The sequence below is a fragment of the Neobacillus sp. FSL H8-0543 genome (genome assembly GCF_038592905.1).
Taxonomy (GTDB): Bacteria; Bacillota; Bacilli; order Bacillales; family Cytobacillaceae; genus Neobacillus.
The window spans coordinates 3,284,733-3,309,679 of record NZ_CP151943.1 but is presented as its reverse complement, the minus strand read 5'-3'; the positions used below and the strand labels follow the sequence as shown (position 1 = coordinate 3,309,679).

The window sequence follows — 24,947 nt, the reverse complement described above, 5'->3', positions numbered from 1 at the left end:
AATCCACACGTGTGAATTACGTGTGGATTTTCTATTTATACCATTACTTTACAGATATCATTTGTAAACTCAACTGGGTCTTGGATCGGTAACCCTTCAATTAATAGCGCTTGATTGTATAACAGTTTTGTATATAAATCTACTTTCTGTTTATCGGTTGCAAACGCATCTTTTAATGCTTGGAATACCTCGTGATTTGTATTAATCTCTAACACCTTGTCCGCCTTAATATTTTGATTATCAGGCATCGCTGCTAGGATTTTTTCCATTTCAATTGATACTTCACCTTCCGTTGATAAGCATACAGGGTGCGATTTTAATCGCTTCGACACCTTTACTGCCTTCACTTTATCGGAAAGAACTTCTTTCATGTACTCAAATAATTCTTTGTTTTCGGAATCATCTTCCGTGTTATCTTTTTCATCAGCTTCAAAGCCTAAGTCGCCACTTGAGACAGATTTAAATTCTTTTTCTTTATAGGTCATTAACATTTTAATCGCAAACTCATCCACTTCATCTGTGAAATATAAAATTTCATAGCCTTTATCTGCTACAAGCTCGGTCTGTGGCAACTTGTCAATTCTTTCATTCGATTCACCAGAAGCGTAATAGATATACTTTTGATCCTCCGGCATTCTTGATACATACTCATCTAATGTTACTAGTTTCTTCTCTTTAGAAGAGTAGAACATGATTAAGTCTTGTAAAACTTCCTTATTGCTACCGAAATCATTATATACCCCAAATTTCAATTGACGACCAAAGGATTTATAAAATTCCTCATACTTTTCTCTTTCATTTTTCAATAAGCTTTGTAGTTCGCTTTTAATTTTCTTATTGATATTTTTAGCAATCAGCTTTAGTTGACGATCATGCTGGAGCATCTCACGTGAAATATTAAGCGATAAATCCTCTGAATCAACCATTCCTTTAACAAAACTAAAGTAGTCTGGAAGCAGATCTGCACACTTACTCATAATTAACACGCCATTTGAATAGAGCTCTAAGCCTTTTTCATATTCCTTCGAGTAAAAATCAAACGGAGTTTTCTCTGGGATATATAAAATTGAGTTATATCTAATCGTACCATCCACACTGATATGAATATGCTTTAGCGGCTTGTCAAAACCATAGTGTTTTTCATTATAAAAGTTCTCATAATCTTCAGTAGTAAGTTCACTTTTATTTTTCCGCCAAATCGGCACCATGCTGTTGATAATCTGCTCTTCAACATACTCTACATATTCATTTTCGCTATCTTCTTTTGGTCTTTGACCAGAAATATCCATTTTAATAGGGTAGCGAATAAAGTCAGAGTATTTTTTTATGATTGATTTTAAACGGTACTCCTCCAGATACTCATCATACGATTCGTCTTCCGAGTTTTCTTTGATAGATAGAATGATTTCAGTACCTACTGATTCCTTCTCGCAAGGCACAATCGTGTATCCTTCTGCACCCTTTGATTCCCACTTGTAAGCTTCCTCACTGCCTAACGTTTTACTGATCACAGTTACAACATCAGCCACCATAAATGCCGCATAAAAGCCAACACCAAACTGCCCAATAATGTCGTGACCATCCTTCAGTTCATTTTCACTTTTAAACGCTAACGAGCCGCTTTTGGCAATGGTTCCAAGATTACTTTCCATTTCCTCTTTGGTCATTCCAATACCAGTATCGGTGATTTTCAGGATCCTGTTTTCCTTGTCTGCAGTTACTTTGATAAAGTAGCTTTCCTTGTCAAAATCTAAAGCGGTATCGGTTAAGGATTTGTAATAGAGCTTATCAATTGCATCACTAGCATTAGAAATTAACTCCCTTAGAAATACCTCACGATGTGTATAAATGGAATTAATCATCATTTCTAATAACCTTTTAGATTCTGTTTTAAACTGTTTTTTTGCCATAATTACACTCCTTTCAAATATGTAAGACCTCAATTAGCACTCTACCACTTAGAGTGCTAATTGACACTATTTTTTTATCATAAATACAAAGTCATGTCAATATTAAAGCGATACATACTAATGTATCGCTCTTGTATTACTTTTGACTTTGAAAAACTAACTGTAACCCTAGACCAATATAGATCGTTCCTACAATCTTTCCTTGCCAGCGTGACTGCCTTCCATTTTTAGAGAAGAATCTACTTCCAATTGAACTGGCAAGAAAGGCTAATAGCGTTGTATATAGTATGCTCATTAACACAAAGGTTAAGCCCAGAGTTAATAGTTGAAGGACAACGGGTGGCCCCTCTGTCTTAACGAACTGTGGTAAAAACGCTAGGAAAAATAAAGCTGTTTTCGGGTTAAGTACTTCAATTACTAACGCCTGTCCAAATGACACAGTAGAATCTAACCCCTTCTCATCTGGCTGGTCCGGCCCTTTTGCTTTTTCAAGCAATGCTTTAATTCCGAGATAAATTAAATAAGCTGCTCCTAAGTATTTAACCAGTTCAAAAGCCAGTGCAGACGTCATTAAAATCGCAGAAAGTCCGAGAACAGCTGCGATAGTGTGGAGTAAATCACCGACTGCAATTCCTGCCCCAGTGATAATTCCCCCCTTTAATCCCCCTCTTACCGTTTGTGATATCGTTAGAATAACAGCTGGACCTGGGATGAGGAATAACACCAGTACAACCAAAACAAATGCCCACATGATTTTCCTCTCCTAAGAATTACTTTTTCATCCATTTTACCACAATATTCTAAATAGTTGTATTCTGGAAAACTAAAAAAAAGACCGACTTAATCTGTCGGTCTTCCTTATCTTTATTTATCAGGTTCAGGCTTAATCACTTTCAAGCCATCATCTGAATGGTCTTCCACCAAATGCTTGAGCACCGACAGCTTATTATCCCAGAACTTTTCGTAAAAAGAGAGCCATTGTTTTAGTTCTGTTAAAGGTTCTGGCTGGAGTCGGTAAATTTTCTCACGGCCTACCTTTCGACCACTGACCAATTCTGCCTCAGAAAGGACTTGCAGATGCTTTGCTACTGCGGTACGACTCATTGGAAAATGAGCAGATATCTCTGAGATAGGTAATTCGTGTTCAGCAAGTAGCTGTAGTACCTTTCTCCGTGTTGGATCGGCTATTGCTTGAAAGACATCATGCTTTTGTGATGATAAGGACACTTATTTCTCCACTAGCTTGCGAAGGCTTTCAAGTATTCCAGCCCAACCGCCGGACATTCTTTCTCGAATGACTGCAGCGTCCTCGTTTGCTTTTTCAACGGTCTCACCTTTTTTCTTCCAGCCGCCATGAATGAGTGTGAATTCAGTCTTGTCACCTATCTCTTTTAAAATAAAGGAAGCAAACCAGCCGTCGGTATCCCATGTAAATGATAGTCGATTCGGAGGATCAAATTCTGTTACTTTACAAGGTGATGGACCAAAAGGAGATTGCAAATGAAATTCATGTCCCACTTCAGGTTTGAAGTCATTTTGCATGAACCATGCGGCAATTCCTTCAGCTGTTGATACTTGTTCCCAAACCTTTTGAATCGGTGCTTCAAAAACAACGGTTTTCTTAATATCTTGTAATGTATTTTCCATGTGTGTTCTCCTACTTTCTCACTTTAATATAAAACCATTTGGTTTCACTTTCTTGATTATATAAAACCATTTGGTTTCATGTCAAACTGAATTATCAAATTTAATTTGCCCAATATCACTATAAATAGCTATTACTTGTAACCAGAGAAAGGGAACTTTCTGTTCTAGAAATATAGAGCAAGCGGCATGCCTTAAAAAGGGATATTGAGGACAAAACATGTTCAAGGAACAAGCGGAATGTCTTTAAGAAGGGCTATTAAGAACAAAACGTCCTCAAGGAGCATGCGAATTGTCTTTAAGAAGGGCTATTAAGGACAAAACGTGTTCCTGGAGCATGCGAATTGTCTTTAAGAACGGATATTGAAGACAAACCTATCCCTTGGAGCAAGAGAAATGTCCTTAACTCCACTATCTACATAGTTCCTTCATACTTACTACAATTTGCGAACCACTTACTACAAAAGTTTCCTACTAATCTACAATTATTGGTAAATCAAGGAGAATAAGCATTATATATGAGATGCCTTCAGTGTCATAAAAATGTAGATTGTTGTTGAACCACCTTTTTATTATAGTACTGATCGAGAAAATGTCCGTATAGCGATGCTAATACTTGTTGGAACAGCATTCCTACAACAACTGGGACCGCAACCGCGGCAGGAAAATAGGATACGGCGATAACTGCTCCAGCACTTATATTTCTCATCCCTCCTAAAAAGGTCAAGGATGTCACTGTAGCGCGATCAAACTTCATTACTTTTCCAATCAAAAAGGAAAAGAGATAACCCGATAATGCAATCAGAAAGACAACTAGAGTGATACTTATAAGTTTTAGGTCAATAATTTTCAAATAGGGTGCGACCACTGCACCATTTAACATGACTACAAAGCCAAGGCTGATTTTTGAAAAAGGGGCCAGCCGCGGGCTTAAAGTCTTTGTTACTTTTCCTTTTGAAAGCTGGTTCAAAAGCATCCCGGCCAGCGATGGGATTACAATCATCCCTAATAAACCATGCATAATACTCAGAGAGTCCATTTCAATTTTTGTACCAATTAGCAGCGAAATGGAAAACGGAACAATTAACGGTGATAGGATGGTATCAATTAATATTAGCGATAATGTCATGGGAATATTCCCCTTATGAATCGAAACCCAGATGAAGCTTGTTATCCCTGTTGGAATGACCATCCCCAGAATCATTCCAGTGATTGTGTAGACATCTCCTTGGAAAGCAATGTGACCGACGGACCACGCCCATAATGGCATAATTACATGTAAAATACTCATTCCCACCACGATTGGAATTGGACGAGTGATTACCTCTGTTAGTGATTTAATATTCGAGCTCAAGCTCCCCGCAAACGTCATAAACGCAAATATCCATGGAATCAAGTAGGAAAAGTCCTTAAGAAAAGCAGAAAAGACTACACCAATTACCACACTTATTGGTGTAATTAACGGCATTAATTTTTCAAGTAGGTGATTTATCTTTTGTTGCATAGGCTTCTCTCTCCACGTTTATTTTCTAAATTCATTCCAAGCGGTAAGCCCGCCATCTAAGATTTTCACCTGATAGCCGAGACTATCGAGGATTTTAGCACATTTTGCTGCCGAATTTCCCGTCGTACAGGTTACAACTACCTCTCGCCCCTTTGGTAATCCATTCAGGGCATCTGCCATCCCCTTTTCTTCTATTTCAAAAATAACAGTTTTAGGTATGTTTACGCTCTGAAGATTAGGATTTTTTATGTGAAAGTCATTATATTTTTCTTCTGCCCGGACATCAAGGAGAATTACCTGTTCGTCTCCTTGCAGCTGTTCAGCAAGCTCCTTTGGGCTCATTTTTTCAAACGTCATAATCGACACCTCCACTACACAGAATATCACAATTTTTATATTCGGTATTCTAAAAAAATTAATATCAATATATTTCAAGAATTACGTACGTCTTAGGTCTTAGAGATAAATAAATCTCTGGCTCATTGGTAGAATGTTGGAAATGATTTATTATTGACTTATACGAAGAGAAGGAAGGGATAGGTATGAAGAGAATAGTCATTCTCCTATTGGTGATAACAGGATTTTATATCGTCTTTAATCAGTCATTTAGTTTTGATGGATTTGCATTTTCTGGAAGTAAGGATGAGAGTGCAAAGATTAGTAACAACATTGATGTAATTGAGGTTAACGTTGGCGGTGTAAGCACTACTATTATTCCAGAGGATCGAAAGGATGTTAGAGCCGTTCTAACTGGAAAAGGAAAGTTATTGGTAACTGCGGAGGGAAACATCGTCGAGGTTAAGACAAAAACGAATTGGTTCAATTGGTTTAACTTCGAGGGAAAAAGGAAGCTGAAAATCTATATCCCTGAAGATTATAACAAGGATATGGATATTAACCTTGGGTCTGGAAATTTGAGCTTTTCAGGAGAATCAATGGAAGTGGATGAGTTAACACTGGATATCGGCTCTGGGAACGTGGACCTCAGTAATCTCAAAGTGAACCAGTTTCAACATGACGGTTCGTCCGGTAACGTAAATATTGATACCTTAACTACACAAAAGGGGTCATTTGATTTAAGCTCGGGAAATCTTGATATTAAACACTATAGCGGTCCATTGGAAGCAGATGTATCTTCTGGTAGATTAAAGATTCAAATGGATGAGTTAACCGATACAATCGAAATTGACGTTAGCTCTGGAAATGTTGAATTAGACCTGCCAGAATCAGCCGATTTCGTGTTAAACGGCGAGGTAAGTAGCGGCAAAATCTCTAGTGACTTTCCTTTAACAACGAATGGATCGGATAAGAAAAATATTAACGGAATTCATGGTTCTGGAAAATACGAAATAGAGATATCTGTTTCTAGCGGGAATGTTGAAATTTATTAATACTCAAGGCGCTTGGATTTCTTAGAATCCAAGCGTTTTTATGTTGGAGCAAAATAGTCCATATTTCATAACCTAAAGTACCCTGTGTTATTTATTAAGGAAGGAGAGCTACCATGTACTATAATCATTATCCTTATCCTGTTTACCCGCCTGCACATGCTTACCCAGGTTATTATCGGTCTCAACCAATCCCGAGGGATTACCCGCCTGTTGATGTAAAGATATTCTCTCATTCTGTCAAATCTTTTCGGCTGCTAATGGAACAAGGAAGTATTATGTTGGATCGGCTAGGCGATGTGGATTTTGCCCATAAAATGATGGATGCCGCCCAGCAGGGTAAAAAGGTCGAAGTAGATAAGTTAATTAAAATGATGGGATTACAGGTGCCTGTGGTGGCAAAGTACACGCCTACCGGTGTCACCTTTGAACTAATGAGCCCTGCAACGCAAAATGCACCTGCCAACTGCTGTACACTTTCAGTAAACATGAAATGGGGAAAATAAACAGTTCTTCATGTGGAGATCTTTACTTTAACAGCATAGAAGACAGAAAAGGAGGCAGATAACTCCGCCTCCTTTTCTGTCTTAAATAGTCTTATCATTATATACACTATATTGCAAGAGAAATTCCTCTAATTTTGCTGGTGTTAATGGCTTGCTATAGTAATAGCCTTGTCCGATTTCACATGCATTCTTTCTCAAAAAATCCACTTGCTCTTCGGTTTCTATCCCTTCTGCAATAACTGTAAACTTTAAATTTAACCCCATATCAATAATCGTTTTGACCATCATTCCTTGGTTTGAATGATTAAGAATATCATCGACGAATGATTTATCAATCTTGATTTTATCAATCGGAAGATGTTTTAAATAACCCAGGGATGAATAGCCCGTTCCAAAATCATCAACAGAAAGGAGCACGCCTATATCCTTCAATTGATTTAGAATAATAGTGGAATTCTCCAGGTTTTGCATAAGACTCTCTGTGATTTCCAGTTCCAAGTATTTAGCATCTAATCCTACTTGTTTTAGCATATCTATAATAAACTCAATCATTTGTTCGTCCTGGAATTGCCTTACTGAGACATTAACCGCAATAGGAAAATCATCAAAGCCCGCATCCTTCCACGCTTTTCTTTGTGAGCATGCCTCTTTCAAAATCCACTTACCTAACGGAACGATTAGTCCGGTCTCTTCTGCCAATGGAATAAATTCTGATGGCTGAATGTACCCATATTCGGGATGGTTCCAGCGAATTAACGCTTCAACCCCAACAATTTTTCCAGTTAACAAATCCAGTTGCGGCTGATAATGAAGTGCTAATTGGTCCTGTTCCAATGCCCTTCGCAGCCAGTTCTCTACTTTCATTTTCTGCGTTGAATTTCCATCCTGAGTATTTGAGTAAAATTGAAAATTATTTTTACCGCGCTCTTTTGCTCGATACATAGCACTATCAGCATTTTTAATTAGCATTTCCTCATCTTGTCCATCTCTTGGATAAATACTGATTCCGATACTCGGAGTTACGAAAAACTCATCACCGTTCACTTCAAACGAATTTGTAAATTTATCAAGAATCCTTTGAGCCACTTTATTGGCCTTTTCGATATCGATATCTTCCAGCAAAATAATAAACTCATCGCCACCCTGGCGTGATACAAGTCCTTCTCCTTGAACAGCAAGTTCTAATCTTCCTGCTACTTTTTGGAGGATCATATCCCCGACCGAATGCCCTTTTGTATCATTAATGATTTTAAATCGATCTAAATCTAAGAATAAAACAGCATGCATTTTATTTTCATGATTGATTAATACATCGTTTAATTGCTGCCTAAATCGATTTCGATTCGGTAAACCCGTTAAGGTATCATAATAAGCCATATATTGAATCGTTTTTTCTGACTTCTTCCGGTGGGTAATATCTCTGCCGACAACTTGAACCGCAAATCTCCCCTCATAAAGGATGGACCTTGCCGCCATCTCGACATCTATACTCTCACCGTCTATACGTTTTACCTGAAATTCTAATCTTAGTCTGCCATTTTTGTTATCCCGTGTGAAAACCTTACTTCTTATCTGATCAATAATTTGTGCTGGAACGTAATTGACAGCCATTTGACCAAGAATCTCCTCTTGGTTATTAGCCCCAAGAAGTTTATAGCCAGCTTCGTTAATATATTCAATTACACCGTGATAGACGACCGCGATGATATCAGGAGACATCTCGACTAAGCTATAGTAAAGCCCCTGGCTCTCTTTACGATCAGTAATATCGAATAACACACTGCTAAAATCAATAAATTCACCTTTATTATCAAGAGTTGGTATGCCCCTATCTTGAATCCAGCGTACCTCTCCCCCTGGCCGTATAATCCGATACTCACTTGTTACGGTCTCCCCAGCTGCTAACTTTTTCCCTCTAACCTCTAAAACAGGCAAATCCTCTGGATAGATCACCTTTTTCCAAAAATCATAGTCCTCGTAGAATTTCTCTAATTTATAGCCATATAGCTTTTCAATCCCTGGCGTTATTAAAAGCTGGTTCGATTTTAAGTCATGCGACCAAATAGCTACATCTAAGGTATCAAAAATATTTTGCAGCTTTCTCTGATTTGTAAAAAATTCATCTGACTTCACATCATATTCTTTAATTAGGAAGTACAGAAGGCATATGGCTCCAATGCCCAAAATGATGGAGACATAATTAACTATTACGAAAGAATGATGAAGGGAAGGGAATAAAGCATCGATTATTGCACTAAAAACTAATATACTCACGACAAAGATAAACATATACCGATATCTGCTGCTTTTTATATTCATATCTAGCCCCCTTCCCCTTATCATCTGGATTAACATAATACAAAAATATCAAATATTAGGTATGATAACAATCTTATTATTAGTTTTCCATTTACGATATGCTGAAAATCATACTTACTGGATGATGATTGTACCGTAAAGAACACAATGGGGTTATTTGTGTTTGATCCTAAATACACTCTTTTGTATTTTTCACTTAAGCGTAGGAATACTAATCTTACTTGGAACAAACAATGTATGAACCTACTTATAAAATGAAAGGGGAATGATTTATGTTTATTAATTTTTTAAGAGAAAGTACGGTTGCAGCTGTTATTTTAACAGTCATTCGTTTATACCTAGGGTACGCTTGGTTTAACGCAGGCATCCATAAACTTACTGGCGGGTTCGATGCTTCTGGCTTCTTGAAAGGGGCAATCGCTAATCCCGTTAAAGGCCCAGATGGTGGCATGGTTTATGGCTGGTATGTAAACTTCCTTGAGAACTTTGCCTTACCGAATATTGGTATCTTTAACACTCTCGTCCCATGGGGCGAAACCTTAATCGGCCTAGGACTTATATTAGGTTGTTTAACGACGGCAGCAATGTTCTTTGGATTAGTAATGAACTTCTCGTTCTTCTTAGCGGGAACGGTATCACACAATCCAACTGATATCTTCCTTGGTTTCATTATCCTGACTGCGGGCTATAATGCCGGGAGAATTGGTTTAGACCGTTGGGTCATTCCAGCCGTACGCAAAATTACCAGAACAGGTCCAACCTCAAGAGAAACCGTTTAGCTTCATAAGAGCAAAAAGACGATATCCGAAAAACTGGAATCGTCTTTTTTTACTAAGCTAGGTTATGGGGAATTGTTGAATTATAACTCTGTTGATTGGAGCGGAAGGCACGAAGACTCCTGCTCAGAAGAGCAAGTCACGGAAGACCCCGCAGGAGCGAAGCGACGAGGAGACTCCCGGACTGCCCGCGGAAAGCGAAGTGCCTGGAGCTCCAATCAACAGCCTAATTAACACAGCATGTTATTAAATACGGTACACTCTTGTTTCATATGGCTTTAGTGATAGCGTTTTGTTAGCTGGATGTGTTGCAACACTGTAATTATTTAATAATAAATTTTCATATTTACAAGATGTATCTATCGCAATCTCGGCAGGTTTTATTGTAAGATTTGCAATCACTATTACTTTTTCCTCGCCTAAAGTCCGGGTATAGACATAAACCTGTGGATCTTCGGCTAAAAGCAGCTCATAGGTTCCATAAGTAAATACTTCGTTTGACTTTTTAAGTTGAACCATTTTCTTATAAAAGTTTAATATTGACCCAGCATCTTGTTGTTGATGGGCAACATTTATTTCTCTATAATTTGGATTTACCTTGAGCCATGGGCTGCCAGTTGTGAAACCAGCATTCATTTCTTCAGACCACTGCATTGGCGTCCGGGAATTATCACGGCCAGAAGCCCAAATAATCTCCATGATTTCTTCATGTGATACTCCCTCAGCACCTTTCAATCGGTACATATTTTTTGCTGAAACATCATCATAATCATCAATCGAATCAAATTGCACATTGGTCATCCCGATTTCTTGACCTTGATAAATAAACGGTGTGCCTTGCATTAAGAAATATATTGCGCCAAAGGCGGTCGCACTCTCACGCCAATACTCCTGATCGTTGCCCCAGGTGGAAACTACACGAGCTTTGTCATGATTTTCAATAAAAAGGGCATTCCAGCCTTTGTTTTCCAATCCCTTTTGCCAGCGTGTAAGTACATTCTTCAGTTCAATAATATCCAATTCTTTTTTCGCCTCTGCATCCCAAAGAGCAAGATGCTCAAACTGAAACACCATATTGAACTTTCCTTTTTCTTCTCCGACCCAATGTTCAAGATCTGAAGCATCTTCAACCGTTACTCCGTTTGCTTCGCCAACAGTCATAATGTCGTAGTGAGAGAATGTCTCTTCTTTTAATTCTTTTAGGAATGTATGTATTCCATCGACATTCATCATCTTATCAAAACTTGGGACATATTTTAACCCTTCAGGATTAGGCATATCCGCGAGGCCCTCTTCCTTCTTGATATGGCTGATTGCATCGACACGGAAGCCATCAATCCCTTTATCAAGCCACCAGTTGACCATCTCAAAAAGAGATTTTCGAACCTCTGGGTTTTCCCAATTAAGATCCGGTTGTTTTTTTGAAAAAATATGCATGAAATATTGGTCGGTCTTTTTATCATATTTCCAAGCTGAACCGCCAAATATACTTTCCCAATTATTCGGTTCTTTGCCGTCTTTACCGTCACGCCAAATATACCAATCCCTCTTAGGACTCTCTTTAGATGAGATTGATTCAATAAACCATGGATGTTCATCACTTGTATGGTTGATGACCAAATCTAAGATTAGCTTCATTCCAAGACGATGTGTCTCCTTTAATAGCTGATCAAAATCAGCCATTGAACCGAACTCGGCCATGATTTCCTGATAGTCACTGATATCATAACCATTATCATCATTAGGTGATTCAAACATTGGGGAAACCCAAATGACATCGATTCCTAATTCTTTTAGATAGTCCAATTTAGAGATGATCCCTTGAATATCACCAATGCCATCCCCATTTGAATCCATAAAGCTACGAGGATAAATTTGATATGCTACTGCTTCTTTCCACCATAATCTTTTCATATTTAAATCCTTTCCAATCCTTACTGTTTTGGCCGTGAACAGGATAAACGTTCAATCAACCGATGCGAAATAATCAAGCGTTTCGTTGGTTCATTCTTATTTTCTACCAAAACAATTAAATTTTTTGATGCCTGAAATCCAAGATCAAATATATTAATGTCAACTGATGTTAACGGAGGTTTTGACATTTCCGCTAGAAGAAGGTTATTAAAACTTACAATCGATAAGTCATCCGGAACCTTAATACCTAATTCATCGAGTGTATTTAACACACCCAAGGCCATAAAATCATCTGCAACAACCAGTGCAGTCGGAGGTTTGTCAAGTGCCATGATTTCACGGACAGCATCCTGACCGCCTTCACGCAAAAATTCCTCATGAATGATGTATTCAGACTTAATTTCTATGCCAGCATTCTGTAATGCCTGTTTATACCCCTGTAAACGATCAATCGTTACCATAAATTCCAAACTTCCGCCGATAAAACCAATTTCCTGATGACCATAGCCTATTAAATACTCCGTTACCTCTTTCATCGCACGGAGATTATCATTATCAACATGGGTAATTTCCTCTATATCTTTATAAGGCTTTCCAATCAAAACAAAAGGGAAATTCCTTTCTTTTAAATAGGAAATAACACGATCATCGACCTTCGAATTTAGAAGAATAACACCATCAACTCTTTGCCCCTGCACCATTTGTATAACAGCATCAAGAATCTCCTTATCCGATTTTCCTGTTGTTAAGTGCAAAGCATAATTTTTCTCTTGCGCTCCTTCACTGATTCCCTGTAATACAGTAGGAAAAAAGGGATTTTGAAAGCCAACATCTTTGGAGCTCGGCATAACCAAACCAAGTGACTTTGTAGATTGGCTTGCAAGATTTCGTGCATTAAGGTTTGGATGGTAGCCAAGCTCCTCCATGGCCTTTCTAACTCTTTGCTTTGTTTCTTCGCTAATTCTTGTGCTATCTGCAATAACTCTTGAAACTGTTGAAGGAGCAACATTCGCAAGCCTTGCTACATCTTTAATCGTAACTGCCATTAAAATTCTCCCCTTTCAAAGGGATTTAATTAACTTTATAACTATTATATTCGATTTCATAAAAATCAAGAGGCAGATTCTTTCTGCCTCCCCAAAAGGTTTTATCCCTTTGTTCCACCTGCAGTTAATCCAGAAACAAAGAAGCGTTGGAAGGACAAGAAGAGAATGGCTATCGGAACGGCTATTAATACAGCACCAGCAGCAAATGTCGTAAACTCCGCTCCAAACTGTTTGGCTACCAATTCATAAAGACCAACTGCTAACGTATAATTTTTCTCTGTTCTTAGTAAAATACTTGCGATAATGAAATCCGCAAATGGCGCAATGAAAGAGAATAACGCAACAACGGCAATAATCGGCGTCGCTAACGGCATAACAATTTGGAAAAAGATTCTTAAATGTCCTGCCCCATCAATCTTAGCTGATTCATCAAGTTCCTTCGGAATGGTATCAAGATACCCTTTCATCAACCATGTATTCATCGGAATTTGCCCGCCAACATACACAAGGATCAAACCTAAGTGAGTATCAATTAAATTAGTTAGTGTTGCTAAAATATAAATGGCAATTAAGGCTGCAAAGTTTGGAATCATTTGTAAAATCAAAAAGGTCATTAACCCGTTTTTCCTGCCGACAAAGCGATACCGTGAAAAGGAATAAGCAGTGAAGCATACCAAAAGGACGGTAAAAAGCATGGTTAGAATACTAACCTTCAATGAATTCATATACCAGAAAATATAATCACTTTGGTTCGGATCAAATAATTCTTTATAATGGGCTAATGTAGCATTCTTCGGAATAATACTCGATCCGGATAAGCTTTGACCAGGGTTAAACGATGACCCAATAGTCCAGGCTAATGGGTACAATATAATTGCAAACATAATCAGAACGACTAAATACGTCAGTGCAAGTCTAGTGAAGTTTTGTTTTTTCATATCACATCATATCCTCTTCTTGGAATGATTTTGTCTTTTTAAATTGCCAAATGGCAACTGTAATAACAATCACAGATAACAGCAGGGTAAGTGTTGCTGCCTTCGAATATTGGGCTGAACTCATCGTTAAGCGGTAAATCCAAGAAATTAAGATATCCGTACCACCAGCGTTTTGTCCAGGCATTGCTGGCCCTCCGCCATTAAACAAATAGATAATATTAAAGTTATTAAAATTGAACGTATATTGGGTAATGATTACTGGTGCTGTTGCAAACAACACGAGCGGAAGCGTAATATTCTTGAACTTCTGAAAATTGGATGCCCCGTCCACTGTTGCAGCTTCATATAAATCCTGCGGAATGGATTGCAGGACACCCGTTGTCATCGCAAAAATGAACGGAAAGCCTAACCAAGTTTGAATGGAAATCAAGGCAATCCTTGTAAAAATCGGTTCCGTCATCCACGGCAGCCCATCCATACCGAAGAATCCGAGAATATCTCTGTTTATCGCCCCAAAGGATTCATTAAACATACCTGCAAATACTAAAATGGAAACAAAAGCAGGTACTGCCCAAGGCAGAATGAAGACCGTACGAATAATGGCCTTACCCTTAACATCCTTCTGATTGACAATGATAGCAAGAAAAATTCCCAGAGCTACCTGGAAGGTAGTCGCAACGAATGTCCAAACCAGTGTCCATGATAAGACGGAGAAAAAGGTTTCACGCCACATATCCACTTTAAAGATATCAACAAAGTTTTTAAATAGCACCCAATCAACCAGCTTAGCTGGCGGAGAATGATTAAGATCATAATTTGTGAAAGATAGTAATAGAACGAAAATAATTGGAAAAATAACAACAAACACCATGAGCAAAAATCCAGGAGACATGATTAAATATGGAAATCCATTATCCACAAGATTTCGATACTGTTCCTTTACTGTGCTAACTGGTTCATGATTATCGCGATTTTTCCCAACTTTATAAGCATCTCGCAAGTTATACAAATAAAAGCCAATTCCAAAAACAAGGACAATAATCGCAAGAATTCCATATACTAGTAAAAAGACGGAGTGATCTTCCATTGGAATTTCTCCCAAGGTTATTAAACCCCATAATCCGATGTCTAATAAATCTTTAAATACATAGAAGAAAGCTGCACTCATAATAAGAAAGGCGGCTCCCTTGACAAATTGTTTGTTATAAAATTGACCCAGCCCTGGAATAATGGAAAGGGTTAATGCTTTCTTACGATGACTTGTTGTATAGGATATTTTATCAGGCATCCTAAACACTCCTCTCTTAATGGCAATTTATAAGCGCAGAGGCTTTATCAAGGAAAAAGAGATTTTTCCTTCATAAAGCATCAAAGCTTTGATAGTATTGGAGAGCAGTACCCCAAATCACTTGAGGTACTGCTCGTATTTTATTATTTTGTAGCTGCAATATTTGCTTTAATTTGTTCAACAGCTGAATCAAGCGCTGACTTTGGATCAGCTTTTCCAGTTACAACTGTTTGAAGAGATTTAGCCATTGGATCCCAAACTTGACCCATTTCTGGAATGTTTGGCATTGGAACAGCATATTGTGATTGCTCAGCAACTGCTTTTGCCCCTTCATTATCTTTAATGATTGGATCATCAATTAAAGCAATATTTGTTGGAACCTCTGCAGTTTGTTCAAAGCGGTATTTTGCATTTTCATCATTTGTCATAAATTCTAAGAATTTTGTTGCCCATTCTTGATTTTTAGAATAAGTAGAAACATGCCAACCTTTTACACCCATGAATGTCTTTACATTGTCGCCGTTAGGCAGTGTTGGAAGTGCTGCAATACCAATGTTAATTCCTGCATCTTTGTAAGGCTGGAATGACCAAGGTCCATTCATAACTGCGCCTACTTTACCTTCTGTGAAAAGACCATCCATCGCAGATCCGCCATTTTCACCGATAATTCCATTAGGGAATAAACCGTCTGTGTACCATTTTTGAATGTATTCTGTACCTTCAATTGCACCAGCATTATTTAAACCGATATCATTCGCATCAAGTGCTCCATCGTTGTTTTGGAATACATAACCGCCTAAACCGCCGATTATTCCGTGGGCGAAATAGAAGTTATCCCATAATGCCAAGAAACCGTAGTTTCCATCTTTCGTGAAATCCTTAGAAAAAGCGTAAAGGTCTTCCATTGTCTTTGGAGCTTCTTTCATCAAGTCCTTGTTATAGATAAGAACTGGTGTCTCAGAAGATTTAGGAAGTCCGTATAATTTTCCATCGTAGCTTTGTGCATCAATCGACGATTGTGCAAATTTATCTGTAACTGCTTTGTCCACTTTAAGCTCAGCAAGAAGTCCTTCTGTTGCAATTTGACCAATTTGGTCGTGTGGCAATGTTAAGATATCTGGGCCTGTCCCAGCGGGAGCATCAAGACGGAACTGCTCTTGCATTTTTGAAGCCATTTCAACTTCTTTATACTCAATTTTAATACCATGTTCTTTTTCAAAATCAGCGGCTACCTTTTCAAGCCAACCAGATTTGTCCTTATCTTCCCATATAACAAGTTTTTCAGGTTTTGTTGTTTCTTCTTCCTTCTTATCCGTGTCTTTTGTACCTTTTGATTCTTCTCTGTCTGGGCCACAAGCAGAGAGTACACCAAGAACAAGAACAAACAACATAAAAATCGAAAGTGCTTTTTTCATTTTTTCTCCTCCTATAAAATGTAGGAATATTTTGCCGTCCAACCCACTTCTCAAATGTGTTAATTATAGACAGCGCTCACATTTGCGAAAACGGTTGCACAACTTACTTTTATTATAATCCCAAAATTTAAAAATTCAACTGTTTTTTTACATAACAGGAGCGCAAGTTTATGATTGACATGTGTTTTTATGTAAATTAACCTTAAAATAAACAAATTTATAGGAGTTGATCCATTTGTTAAAGGAAGCAATATACCACCGACCAAAGGACAATTATGCATACGTTTGCGCAGATGATGAATTACACATTCGGATTCGCACGAAAAGGGATGATATAAAAGAGGCAAAGCTCGTCCATGGAGATCCATATGATTGGAACAATGAACAATGGCAAGCAAAGACCACACCTATGAGCAAGAGCGGCTCTGATCAACTGTTTGATTATTGGTTCGTGTCGGTGCAGCCTCCCTTCAGAAGGCTGCGCTATGGTTTTATTTTAAATGATGGGACGGAATCCATTTGCTTTACCGAAAAAGGATTTTATCCCGAGCCTCCAGTAGATGATGTTGCCTATTATTTCTGCTTCCCATTTATGAATAAAATTGACATATTCACCGCTCCCGAATGGGTTAAAAATACTGTCTGGTATCAAATTTTCCCTGAGCGATTTGCAAACGGGAACAACGAGAATAATCCTAAAGATGTCCTTCCTTGGGGCAGCGCGAATCCATCACCAACAAACTTTTTTGGCGGTGATATGGAGGGTGTCATTCAAAATATAGATTACTTAAAGGATCTGGGTGTAAACGGGATTTACTTTACCCCAATCTTTAAAGCACATTCCAATCATAAATACGACACGATAGACTATCTAGATATTGATCCACAATTTGGAACGAAGGAAACCTTTAGAAAACTAATAGAGGTTTGTCATAAGAACGGTATTAAGGTAATGCTGGATGCAGTATTTAATCATAGCGGCTATTACTTCCCTCAGTTTCAGGATGTTCTTAAACACGGAGAGAATTCACGATTTAAAAATTGGTTCCATATCAATCAATTTCCGATAGTTACCGAACCAAAACCAAACTATGATACATTTGCTTATACTCCGTTTATGCCAAAATTAAATACAGAAAATCCGGAAGTGAAGGAATATTTACTAGAGGTTGGTCGCTACTGGGTTCGCGAGTTTAATATCGATGGCTGGAGACTTGATGTCGCCAATGAAGTAGATCATGCATTTTGGCGTGATTTTCGTAAAGAGGTAAAAGCAATCAAGCCTGATTTGTATATTCTCGGTGAGATTTGGCATGACTCTATGCCATGGCTGCGTGGAGATCAGTTTGATGCGGTGATGAATTATCCTCTTACAACAAATATTCTTAACCTTTTTGCTAAGCAAAAGATTACAGTAAAAGAATTTGTGGATAATATGACAAGTGTGATTCACATGTACCCCAAGAATGTGAATGAATTTGCCTTTAACCTTGTCGGCAGCCATGACACACCAAGAATATTGACAGAATGCGCTGAGGACATGGAACGGGTAAAGCAAGTTTTTACCCTGCTATTAACCTTTATTGGGACACCATGCCTCTATTATGGTGATGAAATTGGCATAACTGGGGAACAGGACCCCTTCTGTCGCAAATGTATGGAATGGAATAAAGAAAAGCAGAATACAGAGCTTTTTGAGCATATCCAAAAATTGATTCACTTGCGCAGGGAGTATCCTTTGCTTGCGAATAAGGGAGAACTTTCTTTTATACCTGCTGATCCTCAAGACAAGTGTTTAGCCTTTACAAAATCAAATAGCACAAAGACAGTAATGGTTATTCTTAATACCTCGAGTAATAAAATGGAATACACCGTACCAGCCAATATGAGCGGAAAAACAGTCAGAAATCTTTGGAATCTAGAAAAGACTGAGGTTGCAAGTGATACATGGACAATCCTGTTGGAGAGCAAAGGGTTTGCCATAATAGAATATTAATCAAGAAAATAGACCCGTGCTCCTCACTGGAGCACGGGTCTATTTTCACTGAGAAACCTTCAATTAGTCCTTATCAGGGCTATTTACCATAATTCCTGCTACCTGTGTTAAACGATCATAAAAGGCTAACCCTGCCGGATTCTGATCCAGACCAATTTCATGAAAGGCTTCCTTCATGCAGCGTAACCAACACTGAGCTCTTCTGGGAGTTACCTCAAACGGGAGATGTCGATCTCTCATCGCTGGCGGTCCGAATTCCTGACTGTATAGGGCAGGTCCCCCTAAAAATTGCGGAAGAAACATCCGTTGCTTTCGTTTGATTTCTTCCATATCTCCTTCAAATAGCGGTTTTAATTCCGGATCATCGTAAACCCTTGGATAAAACGCCTCAACAAGTTTATCGATTGTTTCTTGACCGCCTATTTCACTGTAAAGGGATTTAAAATTGTATGACATTATGCTCACCCGCTTTTATTTTTCCTTTGATTATAAAGTTAAAACAGATTGCGTTTCGTGATATAAATCACACTCGTACATTATTTAGACATATTTTTTCAAATTACTACCAAATAAATCAAAGGGTCTTAGTTAGTTGGTGCAACTAATTCAACTTTTATACGATCAGGGTCTTCAAAGAAAACAGCGTAGTAGTCTATTCCACCAGCATACGGGTGTCTGTCCTTGTACAAAATGTTTATTCCTTTACTGTCTAGTTCTTTAGTTATTTCATCAACCTGCTCTTTCGACTTTGCATGAAAGGCAAGATGGTTCAGCCCTACTCTTGATCGATGAAAGGGGAGGTCCAGGAATCTTTTCTCAGCTTGGACAAACACAAGATACGTCTCTTTAAACTTCCAACTGATTCCGTGTTCCCATTCTTGATACTGTTCGTATCCTAGCTTTGACAATAACCATTCCCAGAAATCTTTAGATTTTTCTAAATCAGATACATAAATTTCAACATGATGCAGCATTTTGGTTCCCCGCTTAATTTTCATAATTTGCAAAAAGTAGGTTTCCCTTTACAACAGCAAATGGTCGAATGATTACAATTCTTCGGATATCTTTGATTTTTTGCCTTTGCCTATTTGCTTCCAAGCTAGAACAACGGCCAATGTGACAATCGTACCGACGATTGCTTCTGGAATGCCACTTGTAACGGCAACCGTCCATGCTACCTCAGCGGACAAATACCCTCTAATTACCGCCATTGTTAAAACTAGACCTGTATTTGTCAATGTGCCTAAAAACGCAGCTGTACCAACCGCGAGATACTCACTCCTGCGGCGGATCCCTACGTAGACAAGCCAAGCAACAACCCCAATAAACAGACGCGGTAAGATGGCAATCAGCGGATCTTTAAATAGCGGAACCGTGGCATTCAGGAAAGATGATACTCCAAAAATAAGGCCTACAATAAAACCGACTACCGGACCTTGCATGATTCCGCCGATAATAGCAGGGATATGCATAATCGTTGCATTTCCAGCCGCCGTTGGCACAGGAATATACCCTAAGCGCGTGACTCCCAATAGAATTGCAACAGCACCAAGTACTCCTGCGATAACAATACTTCGAACCGTTAATGAGCTTTTCATAAAACTTCTCCCCTTTATACTATCTAATACGGAAACGGATAAAAAAGTAATAGCACCGAAAATAAAAGTCCAATAATTAGTACCAGATAATCCCTCGCTAGCGCTTTATAAACAGAAAACGTAGTTCGGTCATTTCCTGGTGTGTAGCAGCGTGATTCCATTGCCAGAATTAAATCCTCTGCTCTTGACAGCGCAATATTAAATAACGGAATGATGATGGGAAGCATATCTTTTGTCCGCTGGATTATTCTCCACCAGCTTCCAGACCCAAAATCCGCACCTCTGGATGCCTGAGCTTTCATCATTTTTTCCATCTCCATCGCAAAGGTTGGGACAAACCGAATCGCAATGGTAATAATTAATGACAGTTCATGAACAGGGAATTTTACTTTTTTTAATGGGTTTAACAGGCCTTGAATTGCATGTGTTAGTGCCGTTGTTGATGTAGAGAGTGTAAGCACACTGCTTAAGAAAATAATCTCCACAAATCGAACAGCAGATACAATTACTAAACGGATACTTTCACTTGTGACCAGGATAAATCCATAGTCAAAGTAAACCGTACCGCCTGAAAATATCCTGCCCTGGAACAGCAGCTGAAGAACAGCCAGTAGGATAATAAAGGGAATCGCAGGCTTCACTCCTGATAACCCGTAACTAATCGGAATTTTCGATGCTAGGAATAAATAAATAGATAAGAGCAAACCAATGGCATTTCCTAAATAACTCGTATTAAGAGCAATGGCAACAACAAGAATGGTAAACACAAACAGCTTAATTCTTGGATCCAATTGATGAATAAACGAACCAGTTGGAACGTATTGCCCAATGGTAATATTTCGGGATAATTCAAATTCGCTAGCCAAGATTCTTCCCCTCTTCTCCGGTAAGAATCTTACTAATTTCATTTGAAGCTTCTCTAATAGAGAAAGCTGCTGTATTTACCTTGTAGCCAAGATCACTGAGTCGGTAGAGCACCTGAACTGTTTCTGGCGTTCCAATTTTGAATTGCTGCAATTTTTCCTTGTTGGTAAAAATCTCTTCTGGAGTTCCTGTCAACCTTGCCGTTCCACCTGCCATAACATAAACCCTATCAGCAAGATAGGCCACTTCCTCCATATTGTGTGAAACAAAAATGACGGTTAACTTTTCTACTTTATTTAGAACTTTAATTTTTTCTAGCAATTCATTACGCGACCTAGGGTCAAGTCCTGCAGTTGGTTCATCAAGAACCAATATCTTCGGTTTTAATGCTAGAATACCAGCAAGCGCTACCTTCCGCTTCTGCCCGCCACTTAAGGCGAAGGTTTGTCTATCCTTCATTTCCTCGAAGTCCAAACCGACAACACCCATTGCCCATTTAACTCGTTCACGCACCTCTTTTAACGGCAATCCCAATTTAAACGGACCATAAGCTATATCATCACCAATTAATTTTTCAAAAATCTGATCCTCAGGATTTTGAAAAACAAGTCCGACCTTTCTTCTAAGTGTTTTCATATCGATCTTTTTCTTTGATAAATCCTCACCATCAATGAACACTTTTCCTGAATCCGGTCTAATTAAGCCATTGAAATGTTGAATGAGGGTTGATTTCCCTGAACCAGTATGGCCGATTATCGCGATACATTCGCCCTCTTCGACAACCATGCTTGTTCCCTTTAAGGCTGCATGTTCCATCGGCGTTCCTTTCATGTAGGTATGCGATAAATTCTCTATCTCGATTATAGGAGTCATCACCGCACCTCCTCAGCTTTTGCTTTGCTATAATTTTCTATCTCAGTAATTAGCTCATCCTCATGGATTAACTCCTTTGGAAAATCGGCTAACTGATTATGTACATGTTCCGCCATTTGACTCACAGCCGGGACATCTAATTGTAATTCTTCCAGCTCTTTCCTATGTTTAAAAATCTCACGCGGCGTCCCATCCCTCACGATTTTCCCGTCCTCCACAACGATAATTCGATCGGCCTCCGCAGCTTCAGACATCCGATGGGTAACAGTAATGATCGTCATCCCTTTGCGATTCATTTCGTGCATCACTTCAAGTACTTCGTCTTTACCGAAACTATCTAGCATACTCGTTGATTCATCAAAGACAATGCAATCAGGCTGCATCGCTAATACACCTGCGATGGCTACCCGTTGTTTTTGACCGCCTGACAAATGATGGGGCGGTCTGTTTCTGAACTCTGACATGTTAACGACAGCTAAAGAGTCATCAATTCTCTTCTTCATCTCATCACGAGGCACTCCGATATTTTCTAATCCAAACGCCACGTCTTCCTCGACAATGGTTGCTACAATTTGATTGTCAGGATGCTGAAAAACCATGCCCACGGCTTTTCGAATATCTAATTTTTTACTATCATCTTTGGTATTGATGCCGTGAACCCAAACATCACCGGAAGCTGGGGTTAATAAGCCATTTAAATGCTTGGATAATGTTGATTTCCCCGAACCATTGTGTCCAATAATGGCAACATATTCTCCTGGATAAATAGAAAAGGAAACCTCTTTTAGAACAGGAACAGTCGTTTTTTCATTGATTTTGTAGGAAAATGAAACATTTTCCACGCGAATAATCGGTTCCATTTAGATCCCCCTCTCTCTCTATTTTAATAATATTCAGAATAATTAACAAGCCTATTCAATTCTCATCAAGAAATATAATAGCACGATAGCAATCATCCAGCACATTTTAGCAAATTTTTTTATAAAAGTGTTCAAAAAAATCGAGTCAGACCTCCTGTACTGGAGTCTGACTCTGATTACCCATCCCTTTTTATTTTTAGAGTGTACAGATGGAAAAATTTTAACCGGATTAATATATAGATTTAGCTTTTAATTTTTTCAGTTTTATTAACTCGAAAATACCAAAAATGATTATTCCTACAAAAATGAGAAATGAATTTAACAGGATTTCCGTTTTATCACTTACTTGTAAGAACTGTGTGACGAACTGAGGCACAAATATGATAAGCGGAATGAAAATTGAGAACCATGTTTTGCTCCAGAGTGCCATCCCGACAAAAATACAGACTGCCAATGAACCGATGATCATTCTTCCCAGCATGCTATCCACTATGATAAACGGGGTTCCAAAATTTTTCTTCACCAATAATAGTCCTATAAATAATGAGATGGATAGCAAGCCAACTCCATAAAAAACAGCAAATTCCTTTAAGATGGAGGTTTTTCTTTTTGACAAATATTTAAAAGTCATCATATAGACTTTCAGTAGTATTAAGCATACGATTGGAAAACCAATAAGGTCTAATAACGAATAGTGAATCGTCCCCTGAAGAGCATCTTCTAAGAGAAAATACGCCATTACACCAATAATGAAAATAGGGACAAATTTAGTCCACCCTTTATAATCCGTGCTCATCTCCTCTGATAGATGCTTCATATAATGCTCCGGAGATTGACCAATAATATGCTCAACATTCTTACCAGCTTGTTCTGCTTCTTCTAGATGGTCACTCAATTCCTCAACAACCTCGTCTATTTCTTTCTCTTTTTTGCCACTTGAAAATAAATACATGCGTAAATTTTCAAGGAAATCCTTGCTCTGTACCGACAATTCTCTTCGTTCCAACTTCATTCCCCATTTCTATACATTAATTTTGAAACACTCACAGACAACTCAGTCCATCGATTACGGAATTCTTCGAGAGCTTCTAACCCTTTTGGGGTTAATGTGTAATACTTTCTCTTTGGTCCTGTTGAAGATTTGATCACTCTCGTTGTAACAAGATCTTCTTTTTTCATCCGAAGCAGCAATGGGTAGATGCTTCCTTCACTTACCATCGTAAAACCGTATGATTCTAGTTTTTCAATCATTTCATATCCATACGTTTCACCCTTCGCAATGACAGCTAGTAAGCAGCCTTCTAAAATGCCTTTTAACATTTGACTTGATGACAATAGGTGGCCCTCCTTTTAAAGGACTTGAACTATATTGCAAAGCAATATAGCTGACAAAAATAAAATGCATCGCCATTACCTTGCAATACAATATAGCTATAGTTTAGCATATGGTAAATAAATGAACAAGGTGAACATAGAATAAATTGCATTTTTATCCAATATTTTTTAAAAAAGATATATTGACTAGAAGATTCATATACATTAGTATTGTAGTTCGTGAGTTAACCGTGGTTCGAGAACCTCCCACGCAAAAAAACTAAGGAGAGAATTTCATATGAATATTAAGACGATTGTCGGAAATGCGATTTTGGCCGCCTTGTACATTGCTGTATCGGCAGTGATTGCGCCTTTTGGATTCACCAATATCCAATTCCGGATTTCTGAAATGTTTAACCATCTAATTGTGTTCAACAAGAAGTATATCTTTGGGATCATATTAGGTGTGTTTTTAACAAACTTATTCTTTTCACCCATGGTCGCCTATGACCTTATCTTTGGCGTCGGTCAGTCGTTGCTTGCCTTAACAATTACGATTGTATCGTCCCGCTATATTAAAGGAATTTGGACTCGAATGGCAGTAAACACCGTAGTCTTCACGGTTACGATGTTCTTAATTGCCATTGAACTAAATCTTGCATTAGGTTTTCCATTCTTATTCACATGGCTAACTGTTGCAATTGGCGAATTTGTCGTGATGGCAGTGGGAATGCCTGTCATGTATTTCGTCAACAAACGGGTTAACTTTGAAAAGATGGTTTAACAAAAAAAGA

General features: G+C 38.4%; 25 protein-coding genes and 1 riboswitch. Of the genes, 5 read left to right on the top strand and 20 right to left on the bottom strand.

All coding sequences use genetic code 11. The annotated features are described in order from the left end of the window. Positions 1-35 precede the first annotated feature (35 nt). The 6 genes from htpG to NSS81_RS16430 all read right to left on the bottom strand — a co-directional run bounded on the left by htpG (position 36) and on the right by NSS81_RS16430 (position 5,415). Positions 36-1,910: a molecular chaperone HtpG gene (htpG, locus tag NSS81_RS16455; RefSeq protein WP_342429755.1), complete on the bottom strand. Its 1,875-nt coding sequence runs from the start codon at positions 1,908-1,910 to the stop codon at positions 36-38. A gap of 136 nt (positions 1,911-2,046) precedes the next feature. Next, entirely contained in the window at positions 2,047-2,661 is a 615-nt protein-coding gene (locus NSS81_RS16450) for a LysE family translocator (RefSeq protein ID WP_342429754.1), read from the bottom strand. Positions 2,662-2,774: 113 nt separating this feature from the next. Continuing rightward, the gene (locus NSS81_RS16445) at positions 2,775-3,137 is read right to left on the bottom strand and encodes a metalloregulator ArsR/SmtB family transcription factor (RefSeq protein WP_342429753.1); all 363 of its coding nucleotides are present in this window, start codon (positions 3,135-3,137) and stop codon (positions 2,775-2,777) included. Next, complete coding sequence (locus NSS81_RS16440; protein WP_342429752.1) at positions 3,138-3,557, bottom strand: SRPBCC domain-containing protein; 420 nt, start codon at positions 3,555-3,557, stop codon at positions 3,138-3,140. A 532-nt stretch (positions 3,558-4,089) separates the two neighbouring features. Then, positions 4,090-5,058 carry a bile acid:sodium symporter family protein gene (locus NSS81_RS16435; protein ID WP_342429751.1) on the bottom strand — a complete coding sequence of 323 codons (969 nt, stop codon included), beginning with the start codon at positions 5,056-5,058 and terminating at the stop codon, positions 4,090-4,092. An 18-nt stretch (positions 5,059-5,076) separates the two neighbouring features. Next, complete coding sequence (locus NSS81_RS16430; protein ID WP_342429750.1) at positions 5,077-5,415, bottom strand: rhodanese-like domain-containing protein; 339 nt, start codon at positions 5,413-5,415, stop codon at positions 5,077-5,079. 185 nt (positions 5,416-5,600) lie between these two features. On the opposite strand from NSS81_RS16430, the gene NSS81_RS16425 reads away from it, so the two are divergent. Both NSS81_RS16425 and NSS81_RS16420 read left to right on the top strand, forming a co-directional pair. Further along, on the top strand, positions 5,601-6,449 hold the full coding sequence (locus NSS81_RS16425) for a DUF4097 domain-containing protein (RefSeq protein WP_342429749.1): 849 nt from the start codon (positions 5,601-5,603) through the stop codon (positions 6,447-6,449). A gap of 113 nt (positions 6,450-6,562) precedes the next feature. Then, positions 6,563-6,952, top strand: coding sequence for a hypothetical protein (locus NSS81_RS16420; RefSeq protein ID WP_342429748.1), 390 nt, complete (start codon positions 6,563-6,565; stop codon positions 6,950-6,952). A gap of 81 nt (positions 6,953-7,033) precedes the next feature. Here the strand turns inward: NSS81_RS16420 and NSS81_RS16415 are convergent, their stop codons facing one another. Beyond that, a complete protein-coding gene (locus NSS81_RS16415; RefSeq protein WP_342429747.1) occupies positions 7,034-9,271 on the bottom strand; it encodes an EAL domain-containing protein in 2,238 nt (745 codons plus the stop codon). Positions 9,272-9,543: 272 nt separating this feature from the next. Here NSS81_RS16415 and NSS81_RS16410 point away from each other — a divergent pair, with 272 nt between their 5' ends. Next, positions 9,544-10,050: a DoxX family protein gene (locus tag NSS81_RS16410; protein WP_342429746.1), complete on the top strand. Its 507-nt coding sequence runs from the start codon at positions 9,544-9,546 to the stop codon at positions 10,048-10,050. Between the two features lie 243 nt (positions 10,051-10,293). On the opposite strand, the gene NSS81_RS16405 is transcribed toward NSS81_RS16410, so the two are convergent. From NSS81_RS16405 to NSS81_RS16385, 5 genes are all read right to left on the bottom strand, one after another. Further along, positions 10,294-11,961 (bottom strand): alpha-glucosidase, encoded by a 1,668-nt coding sequence (locus NSS81_RS16405; protein WP_342429745.1) that lies wholly within the window; start codon positions 11,959-11,961, stop codon positions 10,294-10,296. A gap of 20 nt (positions 11,962-11,981) precedes the next feature. Beyond that, entirely contained in the window at positions 11,982-13,007 is a 1,026-nt protein-coding gene (locus tag NSS81_RS16400) for a LacI family DNA-binding transcriptional regulator (RefSeq protein ID WP_342429744.1), read from the bottom strand. A 101-nt stretch (positions 13,008-13,108) separates the two neighbouring features. Next, positions 13,109-13,945, bottom strand: a complete 837-nt coding sequence (locus NSS81_RS16395; RefSeq protein WP_342429743.1) for a sugar ABC transporter permease — start codon at positions 13,943-13,945, stop codon at positions 13,109-13,111. A 1-nt stretch (position 13,946) separates the two neighbouring features. Beyond that, the gene (locus NSS81_RS16390) at positions 13,947-15,233 is read right to left on the bottom strand and encodes an ABC transporter permease subunit (protein WP_342429742.1); all 1,287 of its coding nucleotides are present in this window, start codon (positions 15,231-15,233) and stop codon (positions 13,947-13,949) included. Between the two features lie 143 nt (positions 15,234-15,376). After that, positions 15,377-16,648, bottom strand: a complete 1,272-nt coding sequence (locus NSS81_RS16385) for an extracellular solute-binding protein (RefSeq protein WP_342429741.1) — start codon at positions 16,646-16,648, stop codon at positions 15,377-15,379. A gap of 235 nt (positions 16,649-16,883) precedes the next feature. Between NSS81_RS16385 and NSS81_RS16380 the strand changes: the two genes are divergently transcribed. Continuing rightward, positions 16,884-18,644, top strand: a complete 1,761-nt coding sequence (locus tag NSS81_RS16380) for a glycoside hydrolase family 13 protein (RefSeq protein WP_342429740.1) — start codon at positions 16,884-16,886, stop codon at positions 18,642-18,644. A gap of 63 nt (positions 18,645-18,707) precedes the next feature. Here the strand turns inward: NSS81_RS16380 and NSS81_RS16375 are convergent, their stop codons facing one another. The 8 genes from NSS81_RS16375 to NSS81_RS16340 form a co-directional block, all read right to left on the bottom strand. Next, positions 18,708-19,100 carry a globin gene (locus NSS81_RS16375; RefSeq protein WP_342429739.1) on the bottom strand — a complete coding sequence of 131 codons (393 nt, stop codon included), beginning with the start codon at positions 19,098-19,100 and terminating at the stop codon, positions 18,708-18,710. A gap of 128 nt (positions 19,101-19,228) precedes the next feature. Further along, complete coding sequence (locus NSS81_RS16370) at positions 19,229-19,642, bottom strand: VOC family protein (RefSeq protein WP_342429738.1); 414 nt, start codon at positions 19,640-19,642, stop codon at positions 19,229-19,231. 48 nt (positions 19,643-19,690) lie between these two features. Further along, positions 19,691-20,242: an ECF transporter S component gene (locus NSS81_RS16365; RefSeq protein WP_342429737.1), complete on the bottom strand. Its 552-nt coding sequence runs from the start codon at positions 20,240-20,242 to the stop codon at positions 19,691-19,693. Positions 20,243-20,265: 23 nt separating this feature from the next. Then, entirely contained in the window at positions 20,266-21,108 is an 843-nt protein-coding gene (locus NSS81_RS16360) for an energy-coupling factor transporter transmembrane component T (RefSeq protein WP_342429736.1), read from the bottom strand. After that, a complete protein-coding gene (locus NSS81_RS16355) occupies positions 21,101-21,982 on the bottom strand; it encodes an energy-coupling factor transporter ATPase (protein WP_342429735.1) in 882 nt (293 codons plus the stop codon). The genes NSS81_RS16360 and NSS81_RS16355 overlap by 8 nt, the downstream gene beginning before the upstream one ends. After that, the gene (locus NSS81_RS16350) at positions 21,979-22,839 is read right to left on the bottom strand and encodes an energy-coupling factor transporter ATPase (protein WP_342429734.1); all 861 of its coding nucleotides are present in this window, start codon (positions 22,837-22,839) and stop codon (positions 21,979-21,981) included. The genes NSS81_RS16355 and NSS81_RS16350 overlap by 4 nt, the downstream gene beginning before the upstream one ends. 229 nt (positions 22,840-23,068) lie before the next feature. Continuing rightward, a complete protein-coding gene (locus tag NSS81_RS16345; protein ID WP_342429733.1) occupies positions 23,069-23,845 on the bottom strand; it encodes a hypothetical protein in 777 nt (258 codons plus the stop codon). A gap of 2 nt (positions 23,846-23,847) precedes the next feature. Continuing rightward, entirely contained in the window at positions 23,848-24,174 is a 327-nt protein-coding gene (locus tag NSS81_RS16340) for a PadR family transcriptional regulator (RefSeq protein ID WP_342429732.1), read from the bottom strand. Positions 24,175-24,398: 224 nt separating this feature from the next. Further along, a riboswitch (PreQ1 riboswitch) is annotated at positions 24,399-24,443 on the top strand. 8 nt (positions 24,444-24,451) lie between these two features. Here NSS81_RS16340 and NSS81_RS16335 point away from each other — a divergent pair. Continuing rightward, on the top strand, positions 24,452-24,937 hold the full coding sequence (locus tag NSS81_RS16335) for a QueT transporter family protein (protein ID WP_342429731.1): 486 nt from the start codon (positions 24,452-24,454) through the stop codon (positions 24,935-24,937). The last annotated feature ends 10 nt before the right edge of the window (positions 24,938-24,947 follow it).

Coding starts and splice junctions, on each gene's coding strand:
- NSS81_RS16365 (WP_342429737.1), bottom strand. CDS start 20,242: ATGAAAAGCTCATTAACGGTTCGAAGTATTGTTATCGCAGGAGTACTT.
- NSS81_RS16375 (WP_342429739.1), bottom strand. CDS start 19,100: ATGTCATACAATTTTAAATCCCTTTACAGTGAAATAGGCGGTCAAGAA.
- NSS81_RS16440 (WP_342429752.1), bottom strand. CDS start 3,557: ATGGAAAATACATTACAAGATATTAAGAAAACCGTTGTTTTTGAAGCA.
- NSS81_RS16415 (WP_342429747.1), bottom strand. CDS start 9,271: ATGAATATAAAAAGCAGCAGATATCGGTATATGTTTATCTTTGTCGTG.
- NSS81_RS16430 (WP_342429750.1), bottom strand. CDS start 5,415: ATGACGTTTGAAAAAATGAGCCCAAAGGAGCTTGCTGAACAGCTGCAA.
- NSS81_RS16435 (WP_342429751.1), bottom strand. CDS start 5,058: ATGCAACAAAAGATAAATCACCTACTTGAAAAATTAATGCCGTTAATT.
- NSS81_RS16450 (WP_342429754.1), bottom strand. CDS start 2,661: ATGTGGGCATTTGTTTTGGTTGTACTGGTGTTATTCCTCATCCCAGGT.
- NSS81_RS16350 (WP_342429734.1), bottom strand. CDS start 22,839: ATGGAACCGATTATTCGCGTGGAAAATGTTTCATTTTCCTACAAAATC.
- NSS81_RS16395 (WP_342429743.1), bottom strand. CDS start 13,945: ATGAAAAAACAAAACTTCACTAGACTTGCACTGACGTATTTAGTCGTT.
- NSS81_RS16335 (WP_342429731.1), top strand. CDS start 24,452: ATGAATATTAAGACGATTGTCGGAAATGCGATTTTGGCCGCCTTGTAC.
- NSS81_RS16420 (WP_342429748.1), top strand. CDS start 6,563: ATGTACTATAATCATTATCCTTATCCTGTTTACCCGCCTGCACATGCT.
- NSS81_RS16405 (WP_342429745.1), bottom strand. CDS start 11,961: ATGAAAAGATTATGGTGGAAAGAAGCAGTAGCATATCAAATTTATCCT.
- NSS81_RS16385 (WP_342429741.1), bottom strand. CDS start 16,648: ATGAAAAAAGCACTTTCGATTTTTATGTTGTTTGTTCTTGTTCTTGGT.
- NSS81_RS16370 (WP_342429738.1), bottom strand. CDS start 19,642: ATGAAAATTAAGCGGGGAACCAAAATGCTGCATCATGTTGAAATTTAT.
- NSS81_RS16425 (WP_342429749.1), top strand. CDS start 5,601: ATGAAGAGAATAGTCATTCTCCTATTGGTGATAACAGGATTTTATATC.
- NSS81_RS16400 (WP_342429744.1), bottom strand. CDS start 13,007: ATGGCAGTTACGATTAAAGATGTAGCAAGGCTTGCGAATGTTGCTCCT.
- htpG (WP_342429755.1), bottom strand. CDS start 1,910: ATGGCAAAAAAACAGTTTAAAACAGAATCTAAAAGGTTATTAGAAATG.
- NSS81_RS16410 (WP_342429746.1), top strand. CDS start 9,544: ATGTTTATTAATTTTTTAAGAGAAAGTACGGTTGCAGCTGTTATTTTA.
- NSS81_RS16390 (WP_342429742.1), bottom strand. CDS start 15,233: ATGCCTGATAAAATATCCTATACAACAAGTCATCGTAAGAAAGCATTA.